The sequence below is a fragment of the Novosphingobium sp. GW821-FHT09E05 genome (genome assembly GCF_059416165.1).
This window is the reverse complement of the sequence record NZ_JBWKOQ010000001.1, coordinates 740,142-762,096: the sequence shown is the minus strand read 5'-3', so window position 1 is coordinate 762,096 and position 21,955 is coordinate 740,142. Positions and strand designations below refer to the sequence as shown.

Annotated in this window: 19 protein-coding genes; 6 read left to right on the top strand and 13 right to left on the bottom strand. The window is 69.1% G+C overall.

Annotated features, from left to right (window positions below):
* Nucleotides 1-91: 91 nt before the first annotated feature.
* Nucleotides 92-463, bottom strand: a complete 372-nt coding sequence (gene rpsL / locus AC07M9_RS03520; protein ID WP_007682177.1) for a 30S ribosomal protein S12 — start codon at nt 461-463, stop codon at nt 92-94.
* 896 nt (nt 464-1,359) lie between these two features.
* Between rpsL and AC07M9_RS03515 the strand changes: the two genes are divergently transcribed.
* Both AC07M9_RS03515 and AC07M9_RS03510 read left to right on the top strand, forming a co-directional pair.
* Complete coding sequence (locus AC07M9_RS03515) at nt 1,360-4,584, top strand: autotransporter outer membrane beta-barrel domain-containing protein (RefSeq protein ID WP_494881350.1); 3,225 nt, start codon at nt 1,360-1,362, stop codon at nt 4,582-4,584.
* 5 nt (nt 4,585-4,589) lie between these two features.
* Complete coding sequence (locus tag AC07M9_RS03510) at nt 4,590-5,111, top strand: DUF6438 domain-containing protein (protein ID WP_494881349.1); 522 nt, start codon at nt 4,590-4,592, stop codon at nt 5,109-5,111.
* A 130-nt stretch (nt 5,112-5,241) separates the two neighbouring features.
* Here AC07M9_RS03510 and AC07M9_RS03505 read toward each other — a convergent pair whose 3' ends face one another.
* The 4 genes from AC07M9_RS03505 to AC07M9_RS03490 are packed head-to-tail and all read right to left on the bottom strand — an operon-like array spanning nt 5,242 to nt 7,772.
* Complete coding sequence (locus AC07M9_RS03505; protein WP_494881348.1) at nt 5,242-5,742, bottom strand: nuclear transport factor 2 family protein; 501 nt, start codon at nt 5,740-5,742, stop codon at nt 5,242-5,244.
* On the bottom strand, nt 5,735-6,790 hold the full coding sequence (locus AC07M9_RS03500) for an NADP-dependent oxidoreductase (RefSeq protein WP_494881346.1): 1,056 nt from the start codon (nt 6,788-6,790) through the stop codon (nt 5,735-5,737). Before AC07M9_RS03500 ends, AC07M9_RS03505 begins: the two co-directional genes overlap by 8 nt.
* Before the next feature lie 38 nt (nt 6,791-6,828).
* Entirely contained in the window at nt 6,829-7,131 is a 303-nt protein-coding gene (locus tag AC07M9_RS03495; protein WP_494881345.1) for a putative quinol monooxygenase, read from the bottom strand.
* Nucleotides 7,132-7,136: 5 nt separating this feature from the next.
* Nucleotides 7,137-7,772, bottom strand: a complete 636-nt coding sequence (locus AC07M9_RS03490; RefSeq protein WP_494881344.1) for a Dabb family protein — start codon at nt 7,770-7,772, stop codon at nt 7,137-7,139.
* A 305-nt stretch (nt 7,773-8,077) separates the two neighbouring features.
* Here AC07M9_RS03490 and AC07M9_RS03485 point away from each other — a divergent pair, with 305 nt between their 5' ends.
* Nucleotides 8,078-9,406 (top strand): ATP-binding protein, encoded by a 1,329-nt coding sequence (locus AC07M9_RS03485; protein WP_494881343.1) that lies wholly within the window; start codon nt 8,078-8,080, stop codon nt 9,404-9,406.
* 173 nt (nt 9,407-9,579) lie between these two features.
* Here the strand turns inward: AC07M9_RS03485 and AC07M9_RS03480 are convergent, their stop codons facing one another.
* Nucleotides 9,580-11,706 carry a TonB-dependent siderophore receptor gene (locus AC07M9_RS03480; protein ID WP_494881342.1) on the bottom strand — a complete coding sequence of 709 codons (2,127 nt, stop codon included), beginning with the start codon at nt 11,704-11,706 and terminating at the stop codon, nt 9,580-9,582.
* 237 nt (nt 11,707-11,943) lie between these two features.
* Here AC07M9_RS03480 and AC07M9_RS03475 point away from each other — a divergent pair, with 237 nt between their 5' ends.
* The gene (locus tag AC07M9_RS03475) at nt 11,944-12,702 is read left to right on the top strand and encodes a Cif family virulence factor (RefSeq protein ID WP_494881340.1); all 759 of its coding nucleotides are present in this window, start codon (nt 11,944-11,946) and stop codon (nt 12,700-12,702) included.
* Nucleotides 12,703-12,712: 10 nt separating this feature from the next.
* Here AC07M9_RS03475 and creD read toward each other — a convergent pair whose 3' ends face one another.
* The 7 genes from creD to sdhC all read right to left on the bottom strand — a co-directional run bounded on the left by creD (nt 12,713) and on the right by sdhC (nt 19,965).
* Complete coding sequence (creD, locus tag AC07M9_RS03470; RefSeq protein ID WP_494881338.1) at nt 12,713-14,161, bottom strand: cell envelope integrity protein CreD; 1,449 nt, start codon at nt 14,159-14,161, stop codon at nt 12,713-12,715.
* 179 nt (nt 14,162-14,340) lie between these two features.
* On the bottom strand, nt 14,341-16,122 hold the full coding sequence (locus AC07M9_RS03465) for a M56 family metallopeptidase (RefSeq protein ID WP_494881337.1): 1,782 nt from the start codon (nt 16,120-16,122) through the stop codon (nt 14,341-14,343).
* Nucleotides 16,119-16,523 (bottom strand): BlaI/MecI/CopY family transcriptional regulator, encoded by a 405-nt coding sequence (locus AC07M9_RS03460; protein WP_494881335.1) that lies wholly within the window; start codon nt 16,521-16,523, stop codon nt 16,119-16,121. Before AC07M9_RS03460 ends, AC07M9_RS03465 begins: the two co-directional genes overlap by 4 nt.
* A 73-nt stretch (nt 16,524-16,596) precedes the next feature.
* Nucleotides 16,597-17,196 carry an HdeD family acid-resistance protein gene (locus AC07M9_RS03455; RefSeq protein WP_494881333.1) on the bottom strand — a complete coding sequence of 200 codons (600 nt, stop codon included), beginning with the start codon at nt 17,194-17,196 and terminating at the stop codon, nt 16,597-16,599.
* Nucleotides 17,197-17,359: 163 nt separating this feature from the next.
* Nucleotides 17,360-19,168 (bottom strand): succinate dehydrogenase flavoprotein subunit, encoded by a 1,809-nt coding sequence (gene sdhA / locus AC07M9_RS03450; protein ID WP_494881331.1) that lies wholly within the window; start codon nt 19,166-19,168, stop codon nt 17,360-17,362.
* Entirely contained in the window at nt 19,168-19,557 is a 390-nt protein-coding gene (gene sdhD / locus AC07M9_RS03445; protein WP_007685821.1) for a succinate dehydrogenase, hydrophobic membrane anchor protein, read from the bottom strand. Before sdhD ends, sdhA begins: the two co-directional genes overlap by 1 nt.
* Nucleotides 19,558-19,569: 12 nt before the next feature.
* Nucleotides 19,570-19,965 carry a succinate dehydrogenase, cytochrome b556 subunit gene (gene sdhC / locus AC07M9_RS03440; RefSeq protein WP_494881329.1) on the bottom strand — a complete coding sequence of 132 codons (396 nt, stop codon included), beginning with the start codon at nt 19,963-19,965 and terminating at the stop codon, nt 19,570-19,572.
* A 150-nt stretch (nt 19,966-20,115) separates the two neighbouring features.
* On the opposite strand from sdhC, the gene bla reads away from it, so the two are divergent.
* Nucleotides 20,116-21,054, top strand: coding sequence for a subclass B3 metallo-beta-lactamase (bla, locus tag AC07M9_RS03435; RefSeq protein WP_494881327.1), 939 nt, complete (start codon nt 20,116-20,118; stop codon nt 21,052-21,054).
* Nucleotides 21,051-21,953 (top strand): 50S ribosomal protein L11 methyltransferase, encoded by a 903-nt coding sequence (locus AC07M9_RS03430; protein ID WP_494881325.1) that lies wholly within the window; start codon nt 21,051-21,053, stop codon nt 21,951-21,953. The genes bla and AC07M9_RS03430 overlap by 4 nt, the downstream gene beginning before the upstream one ends.
* Nucleotides 21,954-21,955: the final 2 nt, after the last annotated feature.

Below are 21,955 nucleotides of genomic sequence, written 5' to 3'. Positions count from 1 at the left end.
GTAGGTTTAGTCCTTCAAGCTCGCGGTAGGCTGCCAGCGGTCCCAGCCTTCGCTGGGATGACGGGTGGCCGGGCGCGAGGCTTGCGACCGATCACTTCGGACGCTTGGCGCCGTACTTCGAGCGGCTCTGCTTGCGATCCTTGACGCCCTGCGTGTCGAGCACGCCGCGCAGGATGTGGTAGCGAACGCCGGGAAGATCGCGGACGCGGCCGCCGCGGATGAGCACGACCGAGTGCTCCTGCAGGTTGTGGCCTTCACCCGGGATGTACGAAATGACTTCGCGGCTGTTGGTCAGGCGAACCTTGGCGACCTTGCGGAGAGCCGAGTTCGGCTTCTTCGGGGTGGTCGTGTAGACGCGGGTGCAGACGCCGCGCTTCTGGGGGTTCTGCTCCATCGCAGGGACCTTCGACTTGGCCTTCTGCGGTTCGCGACCCTTGCGGATCAGCTGGTTGATAGTGGGCATCTATACTCTTCTTTCAAATTGGGAGTGCGATGGATGCGCGCCGAGCCAAATCGGCGCGGACCCATCGCACCCCGGCCTGGGACCGGGCCGGCATGCCTTGCGAAAGGAAGAGTGCGAGGGTTCACGAACGAACAGGAAGGACCGCGCCGCCCCGTCATCCCGGCGAAGGCCGGGACCCAGTGAGCAATGGCGCAACCTTGCGGTCGCCCGTGAGCCGAAAAACACTCCACCCGGCGCGAGGCGCTACCGGATTACTCTGCCACCCGTCCGCCCTTCCCCCGAATCGGAAGAAGAAACCCGTTTCCCCGAGTGGCCGGCAACGGCGAAACCGCTGGAAACCCGAGGGAAACTGCCGGAATGGCAATGTTCAGCTCTATGTCGTCCACCGCGAGCAGACCCGCGAGGGATGCGGGCCTTTAGGGGATTGGGGGGGATGGGTCAAGCTTGGACGATGCATGGCCTGCTTGGGGGCGGCATACATTATCAGTCGCGAATATTTCCGCCTCTCAAACGAGGAAGACTATGCGCAGTTTTGAGAGTGGCGTCAGCATAGGATGCCAACCAACGGCCCTTCTCTCTCACCGACGGTTCAGCATTCTCCACCTGCGAGGCGACGACGGTATCAATAGCTAACGGCTGGTGTCGCCCCTCCAGTATCCCCACCACAAACCATTTTCCTACACACCCCGAGCCTTGATACGCAGGTCCGCCATGGGAGCCGTCCCTTCCAGCACGGCGTAACCTGCCTTATGTCGCCTTGGGATCGCCACCTGCCCCCGGCGTGTCCGCCCCCGAAATGACCGCCGCGCCGGCGGTTCCGTCGCGGCGAAACTTTTTTCAAGGCGCTCTCCGCAGGTCTCCGTCTCTCAGGTCATTACCGACCTGAAGGGACGACGATGCCTCGCTACCTGCCTGCCAAGACGCTTTCCAAGACGCTGCTGACCACCACTGCCCTGTTCGTCGTCACGGCCGCCGCGCAGGCGGAAGACGTGACCACCAAACGGACCGCCCCGCTGAAGACCTCCACCGTCAGGAACGGCGCGGCCGATGCCATCAACGTCACCAAGGACGGCGGCGTCACGCTGACCACCGGCACCGCGATCACGCAGGACAGCAACCACGCGGTGACCAACGCCGGTGTCCTGACCGTCACCAACGCGGACGGCGCGGTGGGCATCGCCTCGCTCGCGGGCACCGGCGGCGACATCGTCAACACTGGCACGATCACCATCGACGAGCCCTACACCCCCACCGACACCGACAAGGACGGTGACCTCGACGGCCCCTTCGCGCTGGGCTCGGGCCGCTATGGCATCCGCACCCTGGGCGACCACACCGGCAGGCTCACCCAGGGCGGCACGATCACCGTCGAGGGCAACGATTCGGCGGGCATCGCGCTCGGCGGCAAGCTGACCGGCGCCTTCACCCATGACGGCACCACCACCGTCGTGGGCGACCGCACCGTCGGCGTCTCGGCGCAGCGGATCGACGGCAACGTGCGGCTGGCGGGCAGCGTTTCGGCGCAGGGCAAGGACGCCGTCGGCGCGCGCTTCGCGGGCGACGTGAACGGTGCCATGGTCGTCCAGGGCACCGTGGCGGCGACCGGCTACCGCTACACCGCCGCCCCCGCCGATCCCTCCAAGCTCGACGCCGACGACCTGCTGCAGGGCGGCTCCGCGCTGATCGTCGAGGGTAACGTGACCGGCGGTATCGTGCTCGCCAAGGCCCCCGCCGCCGTCGCCGACAAGCCGGACTCCGACGCCGACGGCATCGAGGACGCCAAGGAAGGCAATGCCCGGGTCGTCTCCTACGGCTCCGCCGCCGCCATGCAGGTCGGCGCGGCCGACCATGCCGTCACCATCGGGCCGGTTGCGGGCACCGCGAGCAGGTTCGGCCTCATCGTCGAGGGCTCGGTCGAAGGCGTGGGCGTCTACAAGGGCGTCGCCGCCAACGGCCTCGTCATCGGCGGACGCGGCGGCGCGGTGAGCATCACCAACGGCATCGGCATCTCGGGCAACGTCAGCGCCGCCTCGATCGACGGCGGCGCGACCGCCCTGCGTATCGGCGCGGGCGCGGCGACGCCGCTCCTCCAGAACACCGGCACCATCGCCGCAGCCACCGGCACCGCCGCACCGGCGGGCGCGGTGTCCACCGCCGTGCGCATCGACGCGGGCGGCTCCCTGTTCACGCTCAGGAACAGCGGCACGATCAAGGCGGTCGCGGGCGAGAAGGGATCGGCCACCGCAATCGTCGATGCCAGCGGCACGCTCGACCTGATCGAGAACGCGGGCACCATCTCGGCCACCGGCACCAAGGCCGGCGAGGGGCGCAACGTGGCCATCGACCTGTCGAACGCGGTCGGCGGCACGGTGATCCGGCAGACCGCCGTGGCCTCGGGCGTGACCGCGCCCGCGATCGTGGGCGACGTGCGGCTGGGCGCCGGCAACGACGTGCTGGACCTCGCCGACGGTACGCTGGCGGGCAACGTCAGCTTCGGCGGCGGTTCGAACACGCTGTCGCTTTCGGGCGACGCGGCGCAGACCGGCGCGGTGAGCTTCGGCGCCGGGAATGACACGATGTCGCTTGCCGGCTCGAGCGTGTATTCGGGCGCGGTCGACTTCGGCGGCGGCGGCGACGCGCTCAACCTTGCGGGCACCGCGCGCTTCAGCGGCTCGCTCGCCAATGCCGGCAATCTGGCGGTCAGGGTCTCCGGCGGCACGCTCGACATCCACAAGCCGGCCTCGATCGCCTCGCTCGAGGTGGGCGCGACCGGCGTCGTCCTCGTCACACTGGACAGGACCGCGGGCGCGGGCTCGGCCTACGCCGTTTCGGGCAATGCCAGCTTCGCGGAAGGCGCGAAGCTCTCGATCCGCCTCGCCGACGTCTCGACCGCCGAGGGCAGCTACCAGGTGCTCACCGCCGGGAGCCTGAGCGGGCGCGACAAGCTGGCGACCTCGACCGACCTCGTGCCCTTCATGTTCAAGGCCGAACTGGACAAGGAGGCCGCCGCCAACACCATCGTCGTCGACGTCTCGCGCCGCACGGTCAAGGAACTGGAGCTCAACCGCTCGGGCGCAGCGGCCTACGACGCGGTTTTCGACGTGCTGGGCAAGGATGACAAGGTCGCGGACGTGTTCCTCGGCATCACCAGTGGCGATGCCTTCCGCGCCGCCGTCGGCCAGTTGCTGCCCGACCACGCGGGCGGCGCGTTCGAGGGCATCAGCCTGGGCACCCGCGCCCTCGCCCGCCAGATGCAGGACCCGCAGGGCCCGATCGCCCGCAGCGGCCGCTTCACCACCACGCTCAACATGGCGGTCTGGGGCAGCGACCGCAAGACCGGCGAAAGCGCGGCTTACAAGCTCAACGGCTACGCCTGGTCGGCGACCGGCGAGTACGAGACCAAGCTGGGCCGCTTCGGCGCGACGGTCGCGTACCTCTGGAACAACCACAAGAACGGCGACGTCTCCGAGGTCGATTCGAGCGGCTTCGAGGCGGCCGCGCACTGGCGCGCCAAGTTCGGCCCGCTCAGTGCCTTCGCGCGCGGATCGTTCGGTAAGGCGGACTTCGACGGGGAGCGCAAGTTCACCGGGATGGCCGGCACCGAGACCGTGAACCGCACCATGGACGCCGCGTGGGACGGCACGTTCGTCACCGCCGCCGGTGGCTTCGCCTACGAGGGCGGCTCGCAGTTCTTCTTCTTCCGGCCCGGCGTCACCGTCGACTACGTGCGCCTGAAGGAGGACGGCTACACCGAGACCGGGGGCGAGAAGCTGAACCTCACCGTCGCCGCGCGCACCAGCGACGAGCTGGCGGTGAACCCGAGCATGACCCTGGGCGTCGATTTCCTCGGCATGCGCGCGCGCGACGAGAACTGGTTCCGCGTCGAGACCGAGGGCGGCTGGCGCGAAATCCTCCAGGGCGGCCTGGGCGCCACGACCGCGCACTTCGAAGGCGGCAACGACTTCACCGTCACGGGCGACGATGCGTCGAGCGGCTGGTTCGCCCGCCTGCGCGCGATCGGCGGATCGTCCGGCTTCACGATGGGCGGGGAAGTCTCCGCCGAGGACCGTCACGGGCGGGTCGACCTGGCCCTGCGCGGATCGATCTCCATCGGCTGGTAAGGGCGATGCGCGGAATCATCCTCTCCGCCATCGTTCTGGGCACCGGGCTGCTCCTTTGCTGCACCCCCCGCATGCAGCCCGGTGCCCTCACCCCCTCCGCAGCCCCGCGCGAGGAGATACGCATCTCGCGCGGGCCCTGCTTCGGCTTCTGCCCGGTCTACACGCTCGCGGTGACACCGGGCGGGCGCGTCGATTTCGAGGGCGAGCGGCATACCGCCGTCCTCGGAGCGCGCTCGCACTCGGTCGGGCGCGCGGTCTACGAGGAGGTGCGCCGCGCGCTCGCCCCGGTTCGCCCGGCAACGGGGAGCGAGCGCACGGTGCCCTGTCCCTCGGCGGCGACCGACATGTCGCGCCTGACCGTGGAATGGATCGGCGCCGACGGCACCCGCACCGCGCTCACCCACCACATGGGCTGCCGCGAACCCGAGGGCGCTGCGATCGAACGCACCGTCGCGGAACAGCTGCGACGGCTCGAAGTGGACCAATGGGCCGCGCAGAAGACCTGGCCGGGCGATACGCGGAGCTGATCGCCGCCCCGGAGCCCGACATGACAACCGACGCCCCGATAACCCCCCGTCGCCCCCGCGCAGGCGGGGCCCCCGCCTTCGCGGGGGCGACGGGTAAGTGTTGCGATGTGGTCGTATCGGCCCCGGTGAGCTACCGCGCCGCAGCCAGCGGGTGCCGCGGCGAGAGCCCGTCGCCGAAGGTCATCGGCCCGCCCCGGTCGTCCACCTGCCGCTCGCGGCGGTCGAACAGGTTGAGCACGTAGGTCAGCCCCGAAAGCCGCCACTCGCCCGCGCGCCGCTCGGCCGCGAACAGGTAGCGGCCCCAGAACACGTCGTCGATGCCGGGCAGCGGATCGTCGGTGCGGCATACGATCACCGAGCTCGCATCGACCCGCGCCCGGTCACCCGACAGCGTGATCGTCGGCAGGCCGAACATGTGGAGACGGCGCGCATAGCCCTCCTCCAGCTCGGCGACGAAGGTGCGGTAGGCGCCGAAATCGCCCTTGAACATGCCGAAGTCGAAGGTCGATTCCGGCCAGAACACCGCGCCCAGCCGGTCCCAGTCGAGCCAGTCGATGAGGTTGGCGTATTCGCCGACCAGCTCGCCCAGCCTTGCCTTCGCGATGAGCGACCCGATGGCCGCGTCAGACATGCGCCGCCGCCTTCCAGTCGGCGAGCGTCGAAACCGCATCGTCCAGCCGCACCAGCGTCTTGCCGGTCGTCTCGCCCGACATCAGGCGGATGAACGCATCCGGCGTGGCCTCGAGGCCGGTGGCGACGTTCTCGGTGGCGATCAGTTCGCCCGAGCGCACCCAGCCGGTCAGCGCGTCCTCCGCCTCGTGCAGCATGTCCGCCGCCTCGTAGGCGAGGAAGCCGCGCATGGTGATGCGGTTGACGAGCACCTGCCACATGTTGCGCACCCGGTAGGGTTCGGTCTGGTGGTTGTAGTTGGCGATCATGCCGCAGACCGGGATGCGCCCGAAGGCCTTCATGCGCGGCAGCACGGTGTCCAGCGTGACCCCGCCGACGTTGTCGAAATAGAGGTCGATGCCATCGGGGAAGGCCCGCGCGATCTCGGCGTCGAGGTCGTCGCAGTCGCGGTAGTTGATCGCGCCGTGCATGCCGAGGTCCTCGGTGACGTGCCGCGCCTTTTCCGCCGAGCCGACGGTGCCGACCACGCGGCAACCCGAAAGCCGCGCGATCTGGCCGCCGACCGATCCGACCGCGCCCGCCGCCGCGCTCATCAGCACTTCGTCGCCGCTCCGCATTTCGCCGTAGCGCTTGAGGCCGACGTAGGCGGTGATGCCCGACCAGCCGCAGGCGCCCATGTAGGCGGTGAGCGGCAGGTCGTCCGCCACGCGCACGTTCTCGAAGCCGACGCTGCCGGGCGCGATCACCGAATGCGTCTCCCAGCCGATGAAGGCGCGGCCGTAGTCGCCCTCGCGGAAGTCGGGATTGCGCGACTGGACGACGCGGCCCAGCACCATGGTCGGGATCAGCCCGCCGATCTGCACCGGCGGCATGTAGCTCTTCACGTCGTCGAGCATGCCGCGCACGGCCGGGTCGATGGCGAAGACGCGGTTTTCGAGCAGGACCTGCCCTTCCCCGATCTCGGGCAGTTCCACCTCCTCGATGCGGAAGTTCGCGGCATCCGGCACTCCGGTCGGACGCGATGCCAGTACGATGCGGCGGTTTATCACTGTCTCTCTCCCGGTGTTCTCGTGCGCATCGGCGCCGTTCAGTCGGCGAAGGCCCGTTCGTTGAGGGCATCGAACTTGCGCACCCCCGAAGTGTCGATGCGGTCCGCCCAGGCGCCCAGCACGGCGAGCACCGAGGGCTGGCCGAGATGCGCCGCCAGCGCCGCCTCGTCGCGCCAGCGTTCATAGGCAAGCACGGTGCCCTGCTCGCGGCTGTCGACGGCGAAGTGGTAGGCGAGGCAGCCATCCTCCTTCAGCGTCGGCGCGACCAACGCGCGCAGCGTCGCGGCGAGGTCCTCGACGAGGTCGGGAGCGGTCTTCAGGTGTCCGGCCAGTACGATCATACCGCTCACCACGCCGGTGCGTCGCCGGCGGGCACGGCGGGGCCGGCCAGCCAGTCGCCGGTGATGCCGATCCGGATCTCCGAGCCCTTCGCCACTTCGGTGCCGGCATCGGGCGTCACGAACATGATGCGGTTGGGCGCCCAGACGGAGCCGATGATCTCCTCCTCATCCGCCGCCAGCGTCACGCCCGCCGCCGCGCACATTTCGAGCGCGCGCTCGCGGGTCTGGCCGCGCACTTCGGGCACGTAAGCCCTGGCGGGGTCCTCGTGGACCCGGAGCACGCGGGCCTTCTCGCGCTCCGCTTCCTCGGCCGCCAGGGCCTCGTCGAAGGCGGGCCCGTGGTAGTCGATCTCCCAGTCGAACGACATCATGTTTTCCAGGATGTCCGGCAGGAACGGCGTCATCCGCAGGTGCGACCAGTGCGACATGTAGCGCTCCATCGCCTCGTAGCTGTCGATGTCGCAGCAGTTGGCGAAGTCGAAGTCGCCCGAGTGGAAACGGGTGTGGACGACCTTGCCGTGGCTGTAGTCGCGCACCTCGCGGTTGAGGTGCGAGAGCTTCTTCACCTCCTCGATGAACAGTTCGATCTTGGCGGGATCGGCGTCCGCCTTGAACTTGAGCATCACGACGTGCCGGATCATCAGGGTCTCTCCGCTCCGCGCGCCTCGTCCCCGGCCGGCGATTCGGGCCGGGCGGGCGCTGATTGCGCAGGAGACTAGTCCAGCGCCCCCCGCGCGGTGCCTGTCAGATTAAACAGGTGCTCCCGGACGCCGCCCGCGAAACCGGTGCGGCGAACTGCCCGGCGTTGCGCTGGCGCCGAAATGCGTATCAAATCGTTGCTGGCACCGTCGCTTCGGTTGACGGCGCCGGGTCCGGGTGGGACCGCAGCCCCAAGCGCATCGGCATCGCGGGGCCGGGCCGGTGCGCATTGAGAGAGGATCAAGAGGTGGCCCGACCCTTCGCGCCGCGCTTCGCGGTCTACGTTGCGCTCGTATTCCTGCTGCTGGGCGTGATGCAGCTGGCCGCAAGCCTGGTGTTCTATCAGTCGATCGACCGCCAGACGCTGAGCGAGGACCACGCGCGTCGCGTCGCCGAGCTGCTGGTCGTCAGCGACCGCATCCACGCGCTCGACCCCGGCCTGACCGCGCCGACCATGACCACCCGCCACCTCGCCGCCGCCGTGGCCGACGCACCCAGCGTCGCCAGGCCGGACGCCACCGAGACGCTCGACGAGATCACCCGGCGCATCGTCGAGTGGGAGCCCTCGCTCGAGGGCCGGTCGCTGCGCCTCGCGGTGCGGCGAGTCCATCACGACAAGCGCGACCTCATCGGCTCGATCCGGCTGACCGACGGGCACTGGCTGAACTTCCGCTCGCGCGACATGAACGCGGCGTGGCCCGTCGCCCTGCGCGCCACGGTGCTGACGCTGGCGACGACGCTGGCGTGCCTCGCGATCGGGCTGGCCGCGCTCCACGTCCTGACCCGGCCGCTGCGGCGGATGAGCGATGCCGCCGACGCGATTGGGCAAGGGCGGCAGGTCACCGTGCGCGAAGGCGGCTCGCCGGACCTGCGCAAGCTCGCGCACTCAATGAACGTCATGCAGGAGCGCATCGCCCGGCTGCTGCAGGATCAGGCCAAGTCGTTCGAGGCGATCAGCCACGACCTGCGCACGCCCCTCTCGCGCCAGAAGGTCGCCGCCGAGCTGATCGACGATGCCGAGCTGGGCGGCGTGATCCTCGCCAGCGTGGACGAGATGGAGGCGCTGCTCGCCTCGCTCCAGCGCTTCCTGCGCGCGCAGCACCTCGCCGCCGAGCCCGAGACGGTGGAGCTGGGCGAGATGGTGCGCGCGGTGCTGTTCCCCTACGGCGACCGGGCGCGATTCACGGCGCCCGGCCCGGCGCCCGTGCGCACTTTCCGCGAGCCGCTGGCGCTGGCGCTGCAGGCGCTCGTGGAGAACGCCATCCAGTTCGGCACCGAGGCGCGCGTCGCGATCCGGCGGGTGGACGGGCGCTGGTGCATCGAGATCGCCGACTCCGGGCCGGGCATCCCTTCCTGCTATTTCGACGCGATCCTCGACCCGTTCTTCCGGCTGGACGCAGCGCGGGCGCGCGACACCAAGGGCTTCGGCCTCGGCATTCCGACCGCGCACCGGCTGATGATGCGCTTCGACGGCAAGCTGTCCTTCGCCGCCGCCCCCGACGGCGGGCTCATCGCCCGGCTCCAGGTTCCCGAGCCGCGGGACGGTCATGTCCCGGTGGCGGGAGATCCGGCCTAGCCGCCAATTTTCAGGCGGGCTGGGGGACGATCACGCGCACTCCGGGCTGAAGCGGGACCCATCGCTTTTCAAACCACCGTCGCCCTCGCGAATGCAGGCCCCGCTTTTCTGAAGCCCCGCGCCTCGCTGCCCAACCGGCGCAGCCCTAGAAACGTCGCCGCCCCCACACAGCCTCAGTAGTCAAAGCTGAGCGTCAGCACCGCGCTGCGCGGCGCGGCGTAGAAGGCCTGGCCCCACTTCAGGCTGTTGAGGTACTTCTTGTCGGTCACGTTGCGCACGTTGACGCTGGCGTGGAGGCGGTCGACCAGCCGGATGCCCGCCATCAGGTCGACCACCGCATAGCCCTTCTGCCTGAGCAGGACGTCGCCCTCGGGCCCGCCGTAGTAGACAAGGTCGCTGACCACCGCGTCGGTGCCGTTCTGCCAGCGCAGCTGGGCGCCGAGCTTGAGGTCGTTGAACTCCGGCACCTCGTAGCTGGTCGCCAGCTTGAGCGACCGGGTCGGGATCCACGTCCGCGCGTCGTTGCCATCGGCATCCTCCACGTCGAGCAGGGTGAAGCCGCCGCTCACACTCCACTGGTCGGTGACCTTGCCGGCCAGTTCCAGTTCGATGCCCTTCGATGTCGTGTCGACCGGATCGTAGTAGCTGCCCCCCGCCTTGCCCGGCCCGGTCTCGTCGAACGTGCCGGCATAGTCGGCAAGGCCCTTCTGCTTCGCCTTGAACAGCGCCGCCGTCGCATAGAGCTTGCCGCCGAACCAGGTGCTCTTGATGCCCGCCTCGAGGCTGGTGCCCTTGGCGGGATCGAGCCGCCGGTTGGTCACGTCCACCTCGACCTGCGGATTGTAGATGTCGGTGTAGCTGGCATAGAACGCGACGTTCGGCGTTAGGTCGTAGACCGCGCCGACATAGGGGCTGACCTTGCTGTCCTTGCGCGCCTGGTCGGCGCCATAGGAGAAGCCCGAGGAATCGATCCACATCGCGCTGGCGCCGACGACGCCCTTGAGCTGGTCGGTCAGGTTGAGGTGGGCGGCGCCGTAGACGCGCGTCAGCTTGTCCGTGTACCTGGCGGCGAGGTAGGCGCCGGGATAGACCGGCTCGGCCACCTGGGCGTCGCCCCACTCGTACACCGAAGGGTAGGCCAGCGCCGAATCCTCGGCGAAGTCCTCGATTTCGTTCGCGTCGGACTTGGAGACCGAGACGCCCAGCGCCAGCTTGTGCTCGCGCCCGAACAGGTGGAACGGGCCGGAAAGGTAGAGGTCGCCGAGGTACTGCTTGTAGTCGGACGGGTAGATCCCGCTCATCCCGTAGACGCCCTCGCCCGTCTCCTTGTCGGGATAGCCGTAGGCATAGAGCAGCTTGGCGTTCTCCTGGAAGCGGCGATAGGTGAACATGCCCGTGACCGACCAGTCGTTGTCGAAGCTGTAGACGAGTTCTCCGAAGGCGCTCTGGTCCTTCGTGTTCCAGTAGGTCCAGTCGGCCGAGGTCGAGGCCGAGCGCGGCAGGTCGATGCGGGTGCCGTCGGTGTAGACGAGCGGCACCGCGCCCCACAGCACGCCGTCCGCGTCGTTCTCCTGCCGGGTGTAGCCGACCGTCGCGCGCAGGTTGGGCGTCGCCTGCCAGCGCAGGATCGCGCCGTAGACGTCGCGGTTGATGTGGTTGTAGTCAAGGTGCGTGTCCCGCTCCTCGTGCGCGACGATGAAGCGCGCGGCGAGCGTATCGGTGATCGGCACGTTCACGTCGCCCTCGCCGCGCCAGTAATCGCGGGTGCCGACCTGGCCGGAGACCCTGGCCTTGAAGTCGTCGGTCGGACGCTTTCGCACGTAGTTGATCGTTGCGGACGGATTGCCGATCCCGGTCATGATCGCGTTGGCGCCGCGCACCACCTCGACGTTCTCGAACAGCGCGGTGTCGAGGTCGCCGAACTGGATGCCCCAGGCCAGCGGCAGGCCGATGCCGTCGACCTGGAAGTTCGACACGTCGAACCCGCGCGAGCTGAAGTAGGTGCGGTCGGTCTCGACCCGCTCGACATTGATGCCGACCACCTGGTCGAGCAGGTCGTTGACGTTGGTGATCGCGAAGTCCTCGATCCGCTTGCGGTCGATCACCGTCACCGACTGCGGCGTCTCCTTCAGCGAGAGCGAGAGGGCCGTCGCGGAGCTGGAAGGCTGCTCGGCGGCGGTGACGATGATGCTGCCGTCCGCCTCGACGGCGCCTTCCGCCGGAGCATCGGCCGCATAAGCGAAAGTGGGAGAGACCAGCAGCGTACTGGCGAGCAGGACGTGACGGAAAGGCAGACGCATGAGACCCTCATCTTTGTTGCTGGATTTTTTCCCGCCCCTAGATGATTCGCTATTGCGAGGCAATCTCATTTATTTCCGTGGAGGCGCCTGCGCGGGGGCGAGTGCTCGGGCTGTCCCGGTTCACGGCGTACCGGACGCATCGCCCAGGAACATCGCCCGGCCGACCTTCGTTTTCCTGCCGCCCCCGGACCATCGGTGCCGGCCATGGGCATGGGACTGAACTGCGAGGATTGCCCGATGATCTCACGTTTTCGCATTGCCCTGCCGCTGGCAGGCGCGCTCGCCCTTCTCGCCGGATGCGGCGGGAGCGAAACGCAGCCGTCTTCGCACGACACCAGCGGCGCGCCGACTGCCGCCCAGGACACAGAGACGAATGCGCCGGCGGCAAATGCCACGCTCGCGGCGCCGGAAGATGGGGCCGTGCCGGCCCAGACGCCCGCCGCTCCCCTTGCCTGTTCTTCGGACATCGGCGCGAGCGCGGCGCAGAAGCTGGTGGCGCAGTGCCGCGCCGTCTCCCCGGCGACGCGCCCGCCCTGCAACGCCGCCAATTCCTGCGCCATGATCCGCAACGAGATCGCGCGCGGCTGCGCCCTGCTCGGCGAGGATGCGGCGACGACGCCCGAATGCGCGATCGAGGCGATCAGCCGCGAGGCTGCCGCCGACCTCGTCTCGCGCTTCTACGCGGCGATCAACGCACATGACTATGCCGCCGCGTGGACGCTGTGGGGGCCGGACGGCAATCCGAACCAGACGCTGGCCGCGTTCACCAGGGGCTATGCCAACACCCGCCGCACCCATGTGGAGATCGGCAAGGTCTCCAGCGTCGAGGGCGGCGCGGGCTCGCTTTACGTGACGGTGCCGGTGACGATCGACGCCGAACTCGCCGACGGCCGCCGCCAGCGCTTCACCGGCAGCTACGACCTGCGCCAGATCAACCGCGGCATGGGCCTCTCGCAGGGCTGGCACATCATGTCGGCCGCGCTGAAGCCCTCCTAACCCGTCGCTATCACGGCGCTAACGGCACCGTGCGGGGGCGCCCGACCGACCCCCAGTCCACGGTGCGCGTCGCGTACATCACTCCGGCCAGCGCCGCGAACAGCAGCACCGACCCTATCAGCAGCGACCATGCCTCGAGGTTGAGCAGCACGAACAGCAGCGCATAAAGCCCCACCAGCAACGCCCCGATGAACCGCGCCCGCTTCCAGCTTTTCAGCACGGCGGCGCTGTAGGCGGTCAGCAACCCGATCACCGCCGCGCTCGCCAGCAGGTACGCCAGCGTGAAACCGATGACCTCCGCAAAGGCCAGCAGCAGCGCGAAGAACAGCACGAGCCCGGCCCCCGTCAGCAGGTACTCGACCGGCGCCACCCGCGCGCCGCCCACCACATCGAACAGCAGGAAGGCGAGGAACGTGAAGCCGATGAACAGGAACCCGTACTTCACCGAGCGGTCGACCTTGGAATAGAGGTTCACCGGCTCGATCAGGTCGACGGTGACGGCGTGGCCGGGATGGCCGACAACCTCCTGCGCGCCGCCCGCCGCCACGTTCACGGCGCTGGCCTCGCGCGCGTCAAGCATGGTTGTGCGGATCTGGTTCTCGACGCTCGGCGCGCCCACGTCCTCCGTCGCCACGGGCGGCTGGCCGAGCGCCAGCTTATCGACCGTGTAACGCGCGCTGAAGCCCTTATCCGAAACCTGCGGCTTGTCGGGCAGGAACGCCCCGGAAAAGCTCGGGTTTGCCCAAGTGGAGGTAACCTCCCAGCGCGTCTGCCCGCCGCGCGGGACGAGGCTGATCCCCCCGCTGCCGCGAAGGTCGAGCGCGTAATCGACGCGCAGCCGACCCTGTCCGTCCCACGGCAGGAAGGCGAAGAAGCCCTGTCCGCCGGATGCCGCCGGTCCCCGGCCCGGCTGCACTTCCAGCGCCTTGCCGCCAGCGACGATCGAGCCACCCGCCGTCAGCCCGCGCGCGTCCGACGCACCGACCCGCACCTCGGCGCGGTCCCACATCAGCCGCTCGCGGGTGACGCCGAAACGCTCGAGATCGGCGGGCAGAGCGAAGGTCGCGGCGCCCTTGACCGAGGCGGTGAACAGCACCGAGCGGTAGATCGACTTGCGCCGCTCCTGCGGGTCGATGCGGGTGGTGACGCGGTTCTCGGCCGGCGAGATGTAGAACAGCTTCTCCACCTCGACCACGCGGCTGACCTGCTTGCCGTCGACCGTCTCGCTTTGCGTCTGGGTGGTGCGGAACGGCACGACGACAACGGGGCCGGACAGCACCTGCGCCCCGCCCCAACCCGCGTTGATCGCCGCCTGCGCGGTCTGCGACTGGTCCTGGCGGTCGTATACGAGGGCGTAGACCAGCAGCAGCGGCACCATCAGCACCAGCGCGATCAGACCCACGAACAGCAGCTTGATGCCGGGCGATCGCTCGCGGCGGGGCGTCTCGTCGTGTTCCATGGGGCCGTCCTTCTCCTCGGGGCCCGAACATGCACGAGCCTCGGGCGGTCCGCCAGTCCCGCCGGATCGAAACGCCCGCGGTCATGGCTCGCCATGAAGAACGCCGGATCTGGCACTGCGACGAATGCGCGGGCCGCTGCTGGTGCAGCGGCCCGCGCCTGTCGGCCTGGCAGGTCGGATCAGCTGCCGTGAATGTCCCGCTGCATGTCGGCCATCTCGCGGTCGAGGTCGGCGAGGATGTCGGCGCGCACTTCGGCGTCGAGCGAACGGTCGGCGGCGATCGAGGCGCGCGCGGTGCGCATCGCGTTCACCGCCGCCAGCTTGGCCGCCTTGGGCTCGCCGGTGCAGACGACGACCACGGCCTTGGAGCCATTGCCCTCGGCCCGCGCCTCGCGGCGCTGGCTGTCGGCGGGGCAATCGGCATCGAGAACCATCTGCTGCTCGACCACGGCGCTGCCTTTGGCGTTCCTGCTGACCACGCGGATGGTCCGCCGCTTGCCGTCGGCCGAAACCGTCTGCTCCACCTGAGGAGCGCGGGCCAGCGCCTCCGCGGCGCGGCGCTGGGCATCGGCTGCATAGCGCTGCGCGTCCGCTGCCCGGCGCTGGGCATCGTCGCCGCGCCGGATCGCGTCACGTTCGCGGGCTTCGACATCGCGCGTGACGGTCTTCTGGAGCGAAACGCCCACCGAGGAACCGAGCGAGGGCATGGCCCGCGCGCCGCCGATCCGGGGCGGCGCCGGAGGTGCCGGCGGCGAAGGCGGAACAGCCGAAAGCGGCGGCAAGGGCGCCAGTGGCGGCAGCGGAGCCAGCGGGGCCGCCATCTGGTCGGAACCCTGCTGGTCCGCGCGATCCTCCGTCTGCACGGCTTCAGTCTCGACCTGACGGTCCTGCGGCGGCCGGGCCAGCTCCTCTGCGAGCAGGGGCGACGCCGGAGCCTCGGGAACCGGCGGCTGCGTTTCGTCGGCGCCGTCCATGGCGGCGTAGCTGACCGTCGCGGTGGCCGGCACGGTGACGACGGCCAGCGCGAAGAGGCTCCGCGCGAGCACGCGGCGCGCCGGGCTCACGTCCTTGCGGGCCAGCGCCTTGAGACGGTGGATGATCGGCTTGTCGCCCGCCAGCGGCCCCGCCATCGGCGCCGCGAGGCCAAGCCGGGTGCCGCCCGCCAGCGAGGCGATCAGCCTGCCGTAGCTCGCCCGCTCGGCGCGGCTGCGGCCGGCCATGACCCGCGCGTCGCAGGCGGCTTCCTGGTCGCCGCGCACCGCGCGCCAGCCAGCCCAGCCGATCGGATTGAACCAGTGCAGCGCGAACAGTGGCTGCATGGCGATGAGCGCCAGCAGGTCGCCGCCCGCGTGGTGCTCCATCTCGTGCGCGATGGCGAAGTCCGAGGTTTCGGAGTCCACCGTGGCGAGGAAACCCATAGGCAGGGCAATGACCTTGTCGCGGACACCGAACGCCAGCGGCGCGTTGATCGCGGGGGTTTCGACGATGCGCACTGCTCCCGAATGGGCGACAAGGCGCGCGCCCTCCAGCAGGTCGCGCCGCATCCAGCGGTAGGTGATGGTGCGCCACACGAGGAACAGTACCGCGCCGCCCAGCCAGACGGCCAGCGCCACGGTGATCCAGGGCACCTGCTCGAGCAGGCCCGGCTCCAGCGGCAGGGCGGCGGGCAGTTCCGCTACGGGAACGGCGGTGAAGTCGGGCGCGGAGGCCGCCATCTCGACCGGAGCGGCCATCTGGGAACCCGCGGCCGCAGCGGTGAGCGGCTCAACGCCGAGCTCGATCTTGGGCAGCAACCCGCGCGGCAGCGCCAGCGGCGGCAGCACGAGCCGGATCATGGGGAGCGCCCAGAGTGCGTAGGCCGCCCCCGGCCCGAACCAGCGGGCGACGGGGCGGCGCAGGACAAGCACCAGCGCCATCAGCGCGCCGGTCGCAAACAGCGTGTCGGTCAGCCACTCGATCATGACTTGAGCTCCTTGAGAAGGGCCTCGATCTCGACGATGTCATCTTCGGACAAGGCTTCGCTCTGCGCAAGATGCGCGAAGAGCGGCGCGGCGCGGCCGCCGAACAGGCGGTCGACCAGACGGCGGCTTTCGGTGCCGACATAGTCGGCACGTTCCATGCGGGGGGTATAGAGGAAGCGCTTGCCGTCGGGCTGGGTCTCGATGGCCTGCTTGACGACGAGGCGTGACAGCAGAGTCTTCACGGTAGCAAGGGTCCAGCCGCGCGGGCCGCAGACTTCCTCGCAGACTTCTTGGGCGGTGAGCGGGCTGCGCTGCCACAGCGCCTCCATCACCGCATGCTCAGCCCCGGAGATTTCCGGCGCATTGCGCTCGGCGCTGGCGTCTTCAGGATTGACAGGCACCCATTCCTCCACCGTCTACACACGTAATCGACTACGTCTGTAAACATGAACGGTGGGTGAATGTCAAATACGGTCAGGTGGCGGGATCGGCCTTCTTGAGGGCGAGCGACAGCATGATCAGGAACACCCCGCGTACCGTCAGGCTGACGGCAACGATGACCGCGAGGAAAGCGAGGCCCGCCACCGGTCCGGCGAACACCAGGATCAGGCCGAGCACCACGTCGAGCGCGCCGAGGAACAGCCGCCAGCCCTTGTCATGCCGGGCCTTGAGCGCGAAGGAGATCTGCAGAGCCCCCGCGATCACCAGCCAGACGCCGATCGCCCAGACCAGCGACAGCGCGCCGGCGACGGGATCGACGATCGCGAAGATGCCCGCCAGCAGCGCCAGCACGCCGAGCAGGATCTCGGTCCAGCGCGCACGGGTGGAGAGCGTCGTCCAGCCCGCCGCGATCGCCGCAACGCCGTAGACGATGAGCACGACTCCGAGGATCAGCCCCGTCGCGACACCTGCGACCAGCGGATTGACGAGCACCACCAACGCCACCAGCAGCAGCAGGATGCCGTAGCCCATGATCCAGCCCCAGGGATTGCCCGGCGCGCGGTTCATCGAGCGGACCAGCGGGTCGTGCTCGACGTGGGGCTCGAGCAGCGGGTCGAGAGTGGTGCGTTCCATGGGCGAGTTCCTCGTGGCGTTGAGCGTCCTGCCGACAGGAATGCACGGGATGGGAGAGGGTTGCGCTTCTCCTCCTCCTCGCTTGCGGGGAGGAAAAGAGAAAGGGCGGCGCATCCTTGCCGGTGCGCCGCCCTCCTCTCGTTTCAAATGCCGGACCGGCCTATCAGTACACGCGAGCCTTGGGCTTGATGTACTGGATGTCGTCGGTGAGCGTGTATTCGTGGACCGGACGATAGTCGATGCGGACTTCGCCGCCCTTGCCGCCCCAGCCGTTGAACCAGGCTGCGGTGTGCTTCATCCAGTTGGCGTCGTCGCGGTTCGGGAAATCCTCGTGCGCGTGGGCGCCGCGGCTTTCCTGGCGGTTCTGCGCGCCGTGCAGGGTGACGGTCGCCTGCGAGATCAGGTTGTCCAGTTCCATCGTCTCGACGAGGTCGGAGTTCCAGATCAGGCCGCGATCGGTGACGCCCACGTCCTGGAACTTCTCGTAGGTCGCGGCGAGCTTCTGCTTGCCCTCGACCATGAGTTCGTCCGTGCGGAACACCGCCGCGTGGAGCGACATGGTGCGCTGCATCTCGGTGCGGATCTCGGCCGTGGGCGTGCCGCCCTTGGCATAGCGGAAGTGGTCGAGGCGCGTGAGCGACAGGTCGGCCGAATCCTTGGGCAGCTCGGCCTGGGCGGCGCCGGGCTTGACCAGGTCGCGCAGGCGGTGGCCGGTGGCGCGGCCGAAGACCACGAGGTCGATCAGCGAGTTCGAGCCCAGGCGGTTGGCGCCGTGGACCGAGACGCAGGCGGCTTCGCCCACCGCGAACAGGCCGGGGACGACCGTCTCGGGGTTGCCGTCAGGACCGATGGTCATGACTTCGCCGTGGTAGTTCGTCGGAATGCCGCCCATGTTGTAGTGGACGGTCGGGACGACCGGCAGCGGCTGGCGGGTCAGGTCGACACCGGCGAAGATCTTGCCGCTCTCGGTGATGCCCGGCAGACGCTCGCCCAGCACCTTGGGATCGATGTGATCGAGGTGCAGGTAGATGTGGTCCTTGTGCGGGCCGACGCCGCGGCCTTCGCGGATTTCCAGCGCCATCGAGCGCGACACGACGTCGCGGCTGGCGAGGTCCTTGGCCGAGGGAGCGTAGCGCTCCATGAAGCGCTCGCCCTCGGAGTTGGTCAGGTAACCGCCCTCGCCGCGCGCGCCCTCGGTGATGAGGACGCCGGCGCCGTAGATGCCGGTCGGGTGGAACTGCACGAATTCCATGTCCTGCAGCGGCAGGCCGGCGCGCAGCACCATGCCGCCGCCGTCGCCGGTGCAGGTATGGGCCGAGGTGGCGGTGAAGTACGAACGGCCGTAGCCGCCCGTCGCCAGCACGACGGCCTGCGCGCGGAAGCGGTGGATCGAGCCGTCGTCCATGCACAGCGCGATGACGCCGCGGCAGACGCCGTCTTCCATGATCAGGTCGATCGCGAAGTACTCGATGAAGAAGTCCGACTGGTACTTCAGCGACTGCTGGTACAGCGCGTGGAGCATGGCGTGGCCGGTACGGTCGGCCGCGGCGCAGGTGCGCTGGACCGGCGGGCCTTCTCCCATGTTCTGCATGTGGCCGCCGAACGGGCGCTGGTAGATCGTGCCGTCGGCGTTGCGGCTGAAGGGCACGCCGGCGTGCTCCAGCTCGTAGACCGCCTGCGGGGCTTCGCGCACCATGTACTCGATGGCGTCCTGGTCGCCCAGCCAGTCCGAACCCTTGACGGTGTCGAACATGTGCCAGGTCCAGTGGTCCGGCGAGTTGTTCTGCAGCGAGGCGGCGATGCCGCCCTGCGCCGCGACGGTGTGCGAGCGGGTGGGGAAGACCTTGGTGATGCACGCGGTCTTCAGGCCGGCCTCGGCCGAACCCATCGTGGCGCGCAGGCCCGAGCCGCCCGCGCCGACGACGACGGTGTCGTAGAGGTGGTCGATGATCTTGTAGGCAGGTGCGGACATCAGGCGTGGGCTCCGAGCGCGAGGCGGACGATGCTGAACACGCCGAAGGCGGCGCCGGCGAAAGCGGCGAGGTTCAGCGCGGCGATGCAGGCGAACTTGTTGGCGTGCTCGTGGACGTAGTCCTCGACGAGGACCTGCAGGCCCAGGCGCGCGTGCCAGAAGGTGGTGACGACCAGCAGCGCCATGATGGTGGCAGGCACCGGCCGCGAGATCCACTCGACCACGGTGACGTAGCTGTAGTCCGGCAGCAGCACCAGCGAGACCAGAAGGAACAGCACCGTCAGCAGGTTGCCGATGGCGGTGAAGCGCTGCAGCAGCCAGTGGTGGACGACGCCGCCCTTGGCCGAGCCAAGGCCGCGCACGCGGCCGATGGAAGTTCCGTTACCCATGTTTCCGTTCCCTCAGCGAAGCAGCAGGAGCGCCCAGAAGGCGGCGGTCAGCACCACGCCCAGGATCGGGCAGACGATCGACCAGAGCTTGTTCTGGTTCAGCTCGAAACCGGCGCCGGCATCCATCACGAAGTGGCGCAGGCCGCTCGCCATGTGGCTGAAGAACGCCCAGGAAATGCCCACGAGCACGATGTAGCCGATCGGCGTGGTCATCGCCCACTGGAAGGTCGCGTAGGACGCGGGCCCTCCGGCGAGCGCGCCGAGCCACCACAGCAGCACGCCGAGGCCGGCGAAGGCCATGCCATCACCGGTGACGCGATGCAGGATCGACACGAACATGTGCGGGCCCCACTTCCAGATCTGGAGGTGCGGCGACAGCGGACGGTTTTTGGTCCCGGCGTTTGCCATGGCTCTCACGAATCCCTTGCCTGCGGCAGCGCAACAACGCCGCCCTCGACCATGCCCCTTAGACAAATTGTGCCTTGGTGCAAGTTCCCTAGGCGGATGAATAGGCTCCGGCGCTGGCCTATCGCTCGGGTGAAGCCTAGAGCGGGCCCCATGAGTCGCATCCGCACCCTGATCGCGCTGGCCGTCGCCGTGGGCGCCGCCCCGGTTTTCGCCCCCCTCTCAGTCGGCGCCAAAGCCTCCGCCGCCGGCGCACCATTGACGCCGGTGAAGCTCGCGGCTGCCTGCGCAGGCCATGACGGCTGGCTCGACCCGGCACCGCCGGCGCGCATCTTCGCCAACACCTGGGACGTGGGCACCTGCGGTATATCGGTGATCCTCATAACCAGCGACAAGGGCCATATCCTCATCGACGCGGGGGCGATCGGCGCCGCGCCGCTGGTGCTGGCCAACATCCGCCGCGCCGGGTTCGACCCGAAGGACGTGCGCTGGATCGTCGCCACGCACGAGCATCACGACCACGTCGGCGCGCTTGCCGCGCTGCAGCGCGCGACCGGCGCCAGCGTCGCGGCGCTGCCGGTGCAGAAGGCCGTGCTCGAAACCGGCAAGCCCAACGCCGACGATCCGCAGTTCAAGGGCATGAAGACGATCGTACCCGTCCATGTCGACCGCACGCTTGCCGACGGCGACAGCGTGGTCGTCGGCAAGATAGCAGTCACCGCGCATGCGACACCGCTCCACGCGCCGGGCTCGACCAGCTGGACCTGGCAGTCCTGCACCAGCGGACTGGAGTGCCAGGCGATCGCCTATGCCGACAGTTCGTCGACGATCTCCTCGGACGGCTACCGGTTCAGCGACCATCCGAATCGCATCGCCGGCGTGCGGGCCGGCATCAAGGCGATCAGCGCCCTTCCCTGCGACATCCTGCTCACGCCGCACCCCTCGGCCAGTGCCATGATGGAACGGTTTTCCGGGGCCGCGCCCCTTGCCGATGCCAATGCCTGCCGCGACTATGCTGCAAGCGCGCAGGGCAAGTTCGCCCAGCGACTCGCCGACGAAACCGGCGGCAAGACCACGGGAACCCGCAAGTGAGCTGGAAAGTCACCGCCTTCGCCCCTCGGCCGATCATCGAGGGCGCGCTTCTCGCGCATGAGGACGCGCTCGACTGGGACCACGGCATCGTCCTGTCCGGCCGCGAGATCGCCGAGGACAAGCCCGACGACTGGCAGCTGGAAGCCTGGCTCGACCGCAAGCCGACCCGCGGCGACCGGATCGCAATCGCCGCCCTGTTCGAAGGCGCGAAGCCCAAGCTCACTGTCGAGGAACTGCCCGAGACCGACTGGCTGGTCGTCAGCCAGGAGGGCCTGGAGCCGATTCGCGCCGGCCGCTTCCATGTCCACACCCCGGAGCACGCCGCCGCGGACGAGCCCGGTGTCGTCGATTTCGTCATCCCCGCCAGCCAGGCTTTCGGCACTGGCCAGCACGCCACCACCGCCGGCTGCCTCGCGATGCTCACGCACATGAAGGCGCAGGGCCTCGTCATCCGCAACTGCGCCGATATCGGCACGGGCACCGGCCTGCTCGCCTTCGCAGCGCTGGCGCTGTGGCCCCGCACTCTTGCGACCGCGAGTGATATCGATGCCGTCTGCATCGACGTCGTTCAGGACAACGCCGACGCCAACGGCGTCGCAATGGGCGCAGGGCGCGGCCAGCTCGTCATGACGGTTGCCGATGGCATGGCGCATCCGGTGCTCGACGCGCGCGGCCCCTACGACCTGATCCTCGCGAACATCCTCGCCGGACCGCTGGTGTCGCTCGCGCCTGATTTCGGGAAGGCGCTGGTCCCAGGCGGCCACCTGCTGCTCGCCGGCCTGCTCGAGACACAGGAGGCCTCGGTGCGCGCCGCCTGCCGCAAGGCGGGCCTGCGCCTCGCCGCGCGACTGGTCAACGGCGACTGGTCGATCCTCTGGCTGCGCAAGCGACGCCGCTGACT

Coding starts and splice junctions, on each gene's coding strand:
- sdhC (WP_494881329.1), bottom strand. CDS start 19,965: ATGGCAAACGCCGGGACCAAAAACCGTCCGCTGTCGCCGCACCTCCAG.
- AC07M9_RS03490 (WP_494881344.1), bottom strand. CDS start 7,772: ATGATCCGGCACGTCGTGATGCTCAAGTTCAAGGCGGACGCCGATCCC.
- creD (WP_494881338.1), bottom strand. CDS start 14,161: ATGGAACACGACGAGACGCCCCGCCGCGAGCGATCGCCCGGCATCAAG.
- AC07M9_RS03515 (WP_494881350.1), top strand. CDS start 1,360: ATGCCTCGCTACCTGCCTGCCAAGACGCTTTCCAAGACGCTGCTGACC.
- bla (WP_494881327.1), top strand. CDS start 20,116: ATGAGTCGCATCCGCACCCTGATCGCGCTGGCCGTCGCCGTGGGCGCC.
- sdhA (WP_494881331.1), bottom strand. CDS start 19,168: ATGTCCGCACCTGCCTACAAGATCATCGACCACCTCTACGACACCGTC.
- sdhD (WP_007685821.1), bottom strand. CDS start 19,557: ATGGGTAACGGAACTTCCATCGGCCGCGTGCGCGGCCTTGGCTCGGCC.
- AC07M9_RS03510 (WP_494881349.1), top strand. CDS start 4,590: ATGCGCGGAATCATCCTCTCCGCCATCGTTCTGGGCACCGGGCTGCTC.
- rpsL (WP_007682177.1), bottom strand. CDS start 463: ATGCCCACTATCAACCAGCTGATCCGCAAGGGTCGCGAACCGCAGAAG.
- AC07M9_RS03505 (WP_494881348.1), bottom strand. CDS start 5,742: ATGTCTGACGCGGCCATCGGGTCGCTCATCGCGAAGGCAAGGCTGGGC.
- AC07M9_RS03475 (WP_494881340.1), top strand. CDS start 11,944: ATGATCTCACGTTTTCGCATTGCCCTGCCGCTGGCAGGCGCGCTCGCC.
- AC07M9_RS03455 (WP_494881333.1), bottom strand. CDS start 17,196: ATGGAACGCACCACTCTCGACCCGCTGCTCGAGCCCCACGTCGAGCAC.
- AC07M9_RS03480 (WP_494881342.1), bottom strand. CDS start 11,706: ATGCGTCTGCCTTTCCGTCACGTCCTGCTCGCCAGTACGCTGCTGGTC.
- AC07M9_RS03495 (WP_494881345.1), bottom strand. CDS start 7,131: ATGATCGTACTGGCCGGACACCTGAAGACCGCTCCCGACCTCGTCGAG.
- AC07M9_RS03465 (WP_494881337.1), bottom strand. CDS start 16,122: ATGATCGAGTGGCTGACCGACACGCTGTTTGCGACCGGCGCGCTGATG.